Consider the following 9,393-nt stretch of genomic DNA (forward strand, 5'->3'; position numbering starts at 1 on the left):
AGCTATCCAATGATTTGATGATGCCGCACGCTTCAATTGTATTGTCTGAACCACAAGCACTTGCCATCTGTTGTAATTCAGCTTTAAGCGCCCTTAATTCTTTCATACGTTTATTCACTAGTGCAAGTTGCTGATCAATTAATGCATTAACGCTAGAGCAGCTTTCTTCTGGCTTATTTTTTAATTCGATAAGACGTTTAATATCATTGAGTGATATATCTAGGCTGCGACAATGCTTTACGAATTCCAATTGTTTAAGTGCTTTACTATCATACAGCCTGAAATTACCTTCTGAACGGTTTGGATTTAACAGTAATCCTTCTCTTTCATAATATCTAATCGTTTGTATTGAACAGCCCGATTTTTTTGACAATTCGCCTATTTTCATCAATTTCCCCCAGACATTTGACTCTATAGTTACTATAGGATCTATAGTATAGGTATGCAACGAAAGGGATATATAAAAATGACTGAGAAATATTTAAACAATACGAATATCGTTAATTTTGAACACAAAGATATCCAATCCCTGATCGATCAACGAGGGTGGAAAAATTTGGATAATTTCAACAAAATTGGTGCCGCTTATCAGTTTGTAAAAGATGAAATAATGTTTGGCTATAACAAGAGTGATGATATTTCAGCAAGCGATGTGCTAGCAGATGGTTATGGACAATGTAATACTAAGGGTAATCTGTTAATGGCACTATTGCGTGGACTAGGTATCCAGTGTCGTTTCCAAGGTTTTACCATTGATCAGCAACTACAAAAAGGTGCTATCCCAAGCTTGTATTTTGGTTAGCACCTAAATACATCATTCATAGTTGGGTAGAAGTTTACTTTGAAGGGCGTTGGATAAACTTAGAGGGCTTTATATTGGATGAGCAATACTTAAGCTCACTACAGCAGAAATTTAGCCAAGCAAAAGATGAGTTTTGTGGTTATGGTGTTGCAACAAAGTGCTTATCTTCACCCGGTACGGATTGGCGTGGAGAGGATACCTATATTCAAAAAGAAGGTATTCATGACGACTTTGGGCTTTATGATTCACCAGATAAGTTCTATCTCGAAAAAGGTACTAATCTATCAGGTGTAAAACGTTGGTTGTATCAACGAGTGATCCGACATTTGATTAATATGAATGTATCAAAAATAAGAAATAAAAAAGTACTGGAGGTACAAAATGCACAACCATAGTCACAGTCATCAGCATGGTAAAGACGACCGGATTGGTTGGGCATTTTTCCTTAATGTGATATTTACCATTATCGAATTTATAGGTGGTTGGCTCACAAACAGTACGGCGATAATGGCGGATGCCGTTCACGATCTTGGTGATAGTCTTTCAATAGGTTTTGCGTGGATTTTAAGTCGTTTTTCAGATAAAGAAGCATCAGACAAATTCAGCTATGGTTATCGCCGACTTACACTTTTTGGTGCATTGGTAAATAGTATTGTTTTGATTATCGGCTCTATTTGGGTTTTATTTGAAGCAATACCTAAGCTGTCCAATCCTGAAATGCCTGTAGTTGAGGGGATGTTAGGGCTAGCCATACTCGGTGTTGCCGTAAATGGTTATGCGGTATTCAAATTAAAAGCGGGTGAAACACTAAATGAAAAAGTGCTGACATGGCACCTACTTGAAGATGTACTCGGTTGGGTTGCCGTTCTTATAGTCTCTATTGTATTGTTGTTCGTTGAACTGCCGATATTAGATCCTCTATTATCAATAGGGTTTACGCTGTTTATCTTATTTAACGTTTTCAAAAATCTTAAATCAACATTGGTGCTTTTTCTTCAAGCTGCACCCGATAAAGAGACCCAAGAGCGTATTAAGCAGTCATTAATTGAATTTCCTGAAGTAAATGGTATACACCATATGCATTTTTGGTCACTGGATGGTGAAAGTCACGTTTTAACAGCGCACCTTGAGCTGAGTGACAACTTTGACGTTAAAGAATTAATTAAGCTTAAACAAGAGGTTGCAGCTAAATTATCTTCCTATCATTTATCGCATACGACGATAGAGTTTGAGTTTTTAAATGAAAATTGTAGGGATGAAGCAGAGTAAGTTTTATCAATAAAATTTTGGAGCATACAATATAAAAAGCAGCTTAATTAGGCATAACTTAGTAATTAAGCTGCTTTTTTGCTTTTAGATTTCGTCGGATTGCTGTTTGTTACTCTCAGCGCCATGCGCCCATTGATATAAAATAGGCAATACAAACAAAGTTAAAATGGTAGAAGATACAATACCGCCGATAACAACTGTTGCTAGTGGTCGTTGTACTTCTGCACCAATTCCAGTGTTTAACGCCATTGGAATAAAACCTAAACTTGCGACCAGTGCCGTCATTAAAATAGGTCTTAAACGAATGATGGCACCTTCAATGATCGCTACGTATAGGTCGCCTTTTTCATGCCAAAGATCTCGAATAAAAGCCAACATAACCAAGCCATTTAATACTGCGACACCTGACAATGCAATGAAGCCGACACCTGCCGAAATTGATAAGGGCATGTCTCTTAAATAAAGTGAAAATACGCCCCCTGTTAATGCTAAAGGCACGCCACTGAAAATGATTAATGCATCTTTTAATGAACCAAATGCTATAATCAAAATACCTAAGATAACAACCAATGTTATCGGTACAACTAGGCTTAATCGCTTACTTGCTGATTCTAGTTGTTCAAACGTTCCACCATAATCAAGCCAGTATCCTGCTGGAATTTCTCCTTCCTGATTAATTTTAGCTTTAACTTCTTTTACAAAACCGCCTAAATCTCTACCACGAACATTGACGGTAACCACAACTCTTCTTTTTCCGTTCTCTCGGCTAATCTGCGCGGGTAAAGACTCTGATTTAAGCTCTGCAACTTCTTCAATTGGCACATAGTTACCATTCTCAAGTGGAAGCGGCAGATGCTTCAAGCTATCGATATCCGTTCTTATTTGCTCTGGTAGGCGAACAACTAACTCAAACCGTCTGTCACCTTCATAAATGATCCCCGCAGATTCACCGCCAATCGCAGTGGCAACCCAGTCTTGCAATTCGGTAACGTTCAATCCATACCTACCAAGCGCTTCTCGTTTAGGAATTACTGATAAAGATGGAACACCTGTGACCTGTTCCATTCGAGCATCAGCGGCACCATCCACGGTTTTCACAATATTTAGAATATCTTTTGCGGTAAGTAATAACCGATCCAAATCATCACCAAATATTTTGATGCCGACATCAGCTCTAACGCCAGAAATCAATTCATTGAAACGCATTTGAATAGGCTGAGTGAATTCATAGTTGTTGCCTGGAATGTTTTTCAGTACTTTTTCCATTTCTTCAACTAATTCACTTCTTGGTTTTGAAGGTTCGGCCCATTCTTTACGTGGTTTTAAAATAACAAAGATATCAGCAATACTCGGTGGCATTGGGTCGGTTGCTACTTCTGGTGTGCCAATGCGCGAGAATACTTTATCAACTTCAGGAAACGCTTTAATACGTTGCTCAAGTACTTCTTGCATTTCTACTGATTGCTCTAGGCCAGTCGATGGAATTCTTAATGCCTGTAGTGCAATATCACCTTCATTTAATTGAGGAACAAATTCTGTCCCAAGCGTAGTTGCTAACCAAAGGCTATACCCCATTAACAGCGTTGAGAATGAAACAATAATCCAACGAAATTTCATCGCCATTTTTAACAATGGTTCATAAATAGACTTGGTTGAACGAATAACTACACTTTCTTTTTCGCTGATTTTACCTTTCATAAACACAGCTACAGCAGCAGGAACCAGTGTAACTGAAAGGATCATTGCGGAAATTAACGCCATAACGACAGTTGCCGCCATAGGGTGGAACATTTTCCCTTCAACGCCAGTTAGCGTGAAAATGGGGATGTAAACAACAGTGATAATTGCCACACCAAACAAGCTTGGACGTATCACTTCTGAAGTGGCTTCAAAAACGGTATTTAGGCGTTCTCTTAAGTCTTGCCTATGACCGTTGTGTTGGGCCTGTGCTAACCTACGGACAGAGTTTTCAACGATGATTACAGCCCCGTCCACTATCAAGCCAAAGTCCAATGCGCCGAGACTCATTAAATTGGCAGATACTCCTGCTTGCACCATACCTGTGATTGTCATTAACATGGAAATAGGGATAACAGCAGCGGTAATGAGAGCTGCACGTAAATTTCCAAGTAGAATAAATAACACAACAATAACTAAAAGCGCACCTTCAACGAGGTTTTTGGTAACGGTTGCAATCGCTTTATCTACTAACGTTGTTCTGTCGTAAACAGGCTCTGCGGTAATGCCCTTTGGCAGAGATTTTTGTATTTCGCTGAGCTTATGTTCCACTTCTAAAGCAACGGTGCGAGAATTCTCACCAATCAGCATCATGGTTGTACCAAGCACTGTCTCAATGCCATTACGAGTAGCAGCCCCTGTTCTAAGTTCTTTGCCTATAGCAACATTGGCAACATCACTTATTTTTACAGGAATACCATCGTTCTTTTTGATGATGACATTGAGGATTTCATCCATTGTCGCAAGTTGCCCGATGGAGCGCACTAACACTTGTTGTCCGTTTTGCTCAATATAACCCGCGCCACGGTTATCATTATTTTTACGTAATGCATCAGAAACGTCTTCAAAGCTTACCTGATGAAAAAGTAATTTTTCGGGTTTCGGCGTTATATGATACTGCTTGTTATAGCCGCCGATGCTGTTGACCTCAATGACGCCTTTAACTTGAGCCAATTGCGGTTTAATGATCCAGTCTTGTATTTCTCTTAAAGCAATAGCGGTATAAGGCTCTCCATTAGGCATTTTAGCGTCAGGAGAAGCTTGTACGGTATACATAAATATTTCACCAAGCCCTGTGGAAATAGGACCCATCTCTGGCTCTAAGCCAGAGGGAATAACGCCTTTTATCGCAGCTAATCTTGCATTGATTAAGTTGCGTGCGAAATAAATGTCGGTTCCCTCTTCAAAGATAACGGTCACCTGGGATAAACCATATCTTGAAAGAGAGCGGGTGTGAGACAGCTTTGGTAGTCCAGCTAATGCGTTTTCTACTGGAAAAGTTACCCTTTGCTCCGCTTCTAAAGGTGAATAACCGGGGGCAGAGGTATTTATTTGTACCTGTACGTTTGTTATATCTGGAACAGCATCAATGGGAAGTTTTTGATAACTCCACATACCAACGCCGATGATTACCATCAGCAAGCTTAATACTAAATAGCGCCTATTTATTGCAAGACGCAAAATTGATTCAATCATATTGCGTCTCCTAATCGTCGTCTTCTACTTCAGATTTCAAGATATCTGCTTTAATCAGATAACTGTTTTTGTTTACATATTCAGCGTCTTTACTGAGGCCATCAATGACCTCGATATAGTTTTTGTCTGAACGACCAAGGACAAGTGGTGCAAACTCGTACTCTTCATTTTCTTTTACAAAGACACCTAATTGTCCACCTAGCTCTTGTATGGCAACTTTCTCGACCGCTAAATCCACCTCAAATTGGTTTATCTTTACGTTGCCTTTTAATAATTGACCTGACGTTAGCTTTAACTCAGTGTTGTTTAATCGTACCCGTGCTAAAACATAAGGCTGATCTTTAGCTGGAATAATATTAGTGATGACTGAACTGAATGCGTGTTCACCTTGCTCAATATCAACATGCTGACCGACTTTGATTTGATTATATTGGCTGGTAAACACCTTAAATTCAGCCCACAAGGTGTCAAATTTGACGATTTCAAACAAGCTAGTGTTTTGCGTGATACCGCCAATATTTCCATTTCGCTGTAAAACAGTCCCAGAAACAGGCGATGTTATTTTATAAGTATTTAAGCTCTCATTAGATTCAATAACGGCTAATAGATCGCCTTTTTTTACCGTATCACCAACAGTGAAGTTTATTGTCTTTATAACGCCGTTATATCTAGCGCTAACTTGAAATAATTGTTCAGCGCCTATCGTCGTAGAGCCGTATACAGGGATAGTTTGGTTCAACGTTTTTGAAGCTAAATAGGCTGTTTCAACACCAACCTTTTTTGCCATGTTATTGTCGATTTTGCTTATGCCTTCTTCGCCTTCATGTTCATCTTCACTAGCGAAAACACTTTGAATGGGTGATAGATACCCAATAAAAATCAATAGTGCGAGTAAATAGTTTTTCATTTTGAATTCCTAAACGATTCAGTTAATCACTGAATCAATAAATTGTTATTAAACTTAAAGTGATGTTTATTTAGAGTGACAGCGCTTCGTTTGTTAGTTTTTCTATCTCTGCGCCATAAATTAGGGCAGCAGATGCCGCGTCAATAAGGGTTCGCCGAGCATTTAACAGCTCTTGTCTAGCCGATACATAATCAAGATATCCATATCGACCTTTTTGATAGGCGTCTTGAGTATCTTCCAGTGCATCTTCAAGCATTGGGATAACCGACTGCTTTAATGAATTAGCTGTTAATATGGCTTGTTTTCTATTGGAGTATGCTCGTAGTAAGTGATTTCTAAATCTTAACTTAGTCGCCTCTTTCTCTATGGCAACTTGGTCACGCTCTGCTAGCGCACTAGCGATTGCGCCAGAATTTCGCTTTTCAGCAAACAAAGGTAAGCTAAAGCCAGCGACCAGTGCCGTATCATTGGCTTCTTGAGAGCGCCTAACACCAACAGACCATTTGATATTGGCCGTTGACTCTGTTTTAGCCAACTGTAACTCGGCCTCTTTTAGTCGCTGCTCACTTGCATAAACTTGAATAGCAGGGTTTTTCTCTAATTTCGCAAAGAGACTACTAAAATCACTATCATTGCCAAATTGAAACAGATCTCCAGTTACTCTAGAGAATGACACTGATGTTTCTCCCCAGTAAGCTGATAAAGAAAGCTTTAGATATTCCAAGCGCTTTTGTTCAGATTGAAGGGTGAGGTTAGCCTGAGCAATAACTGCTTTTGAGCGTTTCACTTCAACCTCAGGAGTAGCACCTGCGCGGTTACGCTGAGATACAATCTCTAAGGTTTCTTGTGCTAAGCTCAAAGCATTTTCTGCCAATATAACTCTTTGTTGGGCTGCAAGTACTTCCACGTACTTCTCAGTGACTTGAGCCATTAAATTAAGCGCAGAGACTTCTTTTTCAGCAGTGAGTAGTGTTCTTGATTTTGAAACAATTCCAATCCGCGCTGAGCGTTTATCTCCCATTTCGATAACCGAAGATAGAGCGACTGTTAATTCAGCACTGTCGAATGTATTAAATTCACCTGAGCCTGCAAAGTTCTCAGCTTCAAGCTCTAGTTCATAAGCAGGATTTAAACTTGCGATTTGTTCTCGTCCAATTAATGCCGTTTGCTTGAAATCAAATATTTTAAGTTCTGGATTTTGTTTAAGCGTCCACTGAATTGCCTCTTGAAGGTTTAACTGCTTCTCAAAGGCATAAACATTAAATGTAAAAAGTGACAAAGCGAGAAACGCGATATATTTAAGCCGAGGTGTTACACACCTTAAAATTGCTATCTTGCGATGCACACAGGTATTAAGTGCCATGTATACTTTCCTATAAATTTATATGTGATATTTAGGTCATTAACATTTGACCTTTCTTAATTTTCTATAAAATTTAGGCGTATTTAGGTGGGCGGAATGGCACCGAGATATAGCCTTTTAGCTCAGGGGAAACTAAGGCGTAGGTAAGGAAGTGATCTGTTGCTTGTAAAATATTACAAGAAGAATCTGTATTTAAAAATAACTGACAGCAGCAACAAAAATTACAATTATCAATTAAAGTTTGGCTATTACCCTCCTCAAATAAATTAGAGCTTTCAGGAGCTTTTAGCGGGGTAATAGACTCAGTTAGTGATATATTAAAAGAACTTTCAATTAAGTTTCCTTCAATCTCTTCTTGCGAAAAAAACACAGACTGCACCGCGATTAAAATCATTATCACGTATGATATATATGGTTTAAAATATGACGGGTGCATTCTTTTAACTACTTTCTACTTAAGACTTTAGCTGTAAGATGCGGCGAGCACCGTTTAAAACGACAACAGCAATAATCAAACCAATCACTAAATCTGGATAACGGCTGCTAGTTACTGTAACTAATAAGCCAGCTAAGATTACACCTACGTTTGCGATTACGTCATTTGCGGAAAAAATCCAACTCGCTTTCATATGAGCGCCGTCTTCTTTGTTGCCAAATATTAAAAACAGACAAGCAATGTTAGCGATTAGTGCTATTCCACCAAATATCATCATTAAAGAAGAGATAGGTTCACTACCGTAAATAAAGCGTCTTACGACTTCACTCAAAGCACCTAGCGCTAGAATAATTTGAAGTACACCAGATATATGTGCCGCTCTAAGTTTCATGCTTATGCTTTTACCGACAGCATATATAGCTAAACCATAAACAGCAGCATCAGCAAACATATCTAATGAGTCGGCAATAAGGCCAGCAGATTGCGCAATAATCCCAGCAATTACTTCTATAAAAAACATGACTCCATTAATGGCTAACAACCATTTTAGCGTTGATGCTTCTTTCATCTCATTTTTTTGGGCTAGATCTTTTGCTTTTGCAGCTTCGGTGCTGCAACTTTCTTTAGTTGATGCCAACTCTGCACCGAGATTGAGTTGTTGTAATTTTTTTGTTATCTCATCTAAATTTTCATCATGAAAAACCTTGACTAAACGGCTAGGAATATCAAATTGCAACCCAACTGAAGGCTCAATTGAGTCAAGTGCTAACCTAATCAATCTCTCTTCTGAAGGACAGTCCATTTGAGGTACTTTAAATGTACTGACAAACGCGCCACTATAGTTATCTAATTGTGTATCAATTTTTACATCTTCATTGGTAGAAGATGATTGACACTGACCACTACATTTTTCTGACATATTTAACACTCCGTAATAATATTAAAATAAGTATAAAATCTATAGTGGCTATAGAGTCAAATAAAAAATTATTTAATGTAAAAGCGTGGAAACTGAATTGAAAAGCTAGTTTAAGAAAATAGTTTCTGCTAGTATTTTAAATACTATATTTAACTGGTGATAACTTTGAACCTTAATGTTGTACTAAAAATGCTCTTGGTTATTTCGATTGTTTTACAATCGTTAACTGCTGTAGCATCCTCAACATCTGAGAATCACCAAATAGATATAGAGCACCTTCAAACTCAACATGATCATGCAGATGATCGAAATGTCTCAAATGATAATGTAGGTGATGAGCAGCATAATGAAAAAGATTGTCATCACTGCGGTCATTGCAGTGGCAGCCACTTATCTTGGATTTTAGTCAGTAATTCAAATACCACGGGCAAACTAAACATTATCAATAAAACGCCTTATCAAATTGATCAAACAAATACTTACC

Annotated in this window: 8 protein-coding genes and 1 pseudogene; 3 read left to right on the forward strand and 6 right to left on the reverse strand. The window is 38.4% G+C overall.

Features of this window, described 5'->3' with window-relative positions:
- A partial coding sequence (gene cadR, locus PAT01_RS19445) for a Cd(II)/Pb(II)-responsive transcriptional regulator (protein WP_002962247.1) occupies positions 1 to 388 on the reverse strand: 388 nt, incomplete at its 3' end.
- 78 nt (positions 389 to 466) lie between these two features.
- Here cadR and PAT01_RS19450 point away from each other — a divergent pair.
- Positions 467 to 1,197: pseudogene (locus PAT01_RS19450) on the forward strand (transglutaminase-like domain-containing protein).
- Positions 1,184 to 2,071, forward strand: coding sequence for a cation diffusion facilitator family transporter (locus tag PAT01_RS19455; RefSeq protein WP_002962252.1), 888 nt, complete (start codon positions 1,184 to 1,186; stop codon positions 2,069 to 2,071). The pseudogene PAT01_RS19450 and the gene PAT01_RS19455 overlap by 14 nt, the downstream one beginning before the upstream one ends.
- Before the next feature lie 84 nt (positions 2,072 to 2,155).
- Here PAT01_RS19455 and PAT01_RS19460 read toward each other — a convergent pair whose 3' ends face one another.
- From PAT01_RS19460 to PAT01_RS19480, 5 genes are all read right to left on the reverse strand, one after another.
- Positions 2,156 to 5,284, reverse strand: coding sequence for an efflux RND transporter permease subunit (locus PAT01_RS19460; protein ID WP_024032674.1), 3,129 nt, complete (start codon positions 5,282 to 5,284; stop codon positions 2,156 to 2,158).
- Positions 5,285 to 5,294: 10 nt separating this feature from the next.
- The gene (locus PAT01_RS19465) at positions 5,295 to 6,191 is read right to left on the reverse strand and encodes an efflux RND transporter periplasmic adaptor subunit (RefSeq protein WP_002962254.1); all 897 of its coding nucleotides are present in this window, start codon (positions 6,189 to 6,191) and stop codon (positions 5,295 to 5,297) included.
- Positions 6,192 to 6,261: 70 nt separating this feature from the next.
- Positions 6,262 to 7,554 carry a TolC family protein gene (locus tag PAT01_RS19470; RefSeq protein WP_154946027.1) on the reverse strand — a complete coding sequence of 431 codons (1,293 nt, stop codon included), beginning with the start codon at positions 7,552 to 7,554 and terminating at the stop codon, positions 6,262 to 6,264.
- A 73-nt stretch (positions 7,555 to 7,627) separates the two neighbouring features.
- Positions 7,628 to 7,924 (reverse strand): hypothetical protein, encoded by a 297-nt coding sequence (locus PAT01_RS19475; RefSeq protein ID WP_236695086.1) that lies wholly within the window; start codon positions 7,922 to 7,924, stop codon positions 7,628 to 7,630.
- Positions 7,925 to 8,009: 85 nt separating this feature from the next.
- Entirely contained in the window at positions 8,010 to 8,909 is a 900-nt protein-coding gene (locus tag PAT01_RS19480; protein ID WP_002962256.1) for a cation efflux transmembrane domain-containing protein, read from the reverse strand.
- 165 nt (positions 8,910 to 9,074) lie between these two features.
- Between PAT01_RS19480 and PAT01_RS19485 the strand changes: the two genes are divergently transcribed.
- Positions 9,075 to 9,393 (forward strand): hypothetical protein (locus tag PAT01_RS19485; RefSeq protein WP_154946028.1); only part of this gene is annotated, 319 nt, incomplete at its 3' end.

Origin of the sequence: Pseudoalteromonas atlantica (assembly GCA_007988745.1) — a bacterium.
GTDB classification, from domain to species: domain Bacteria; phylum Pseudomonadota; class Gammaproteobacteria; order Enterobacterales; family Alteromonadaceae; genus Pseudoalteromonas; species Pseudoalteromonas atlantica.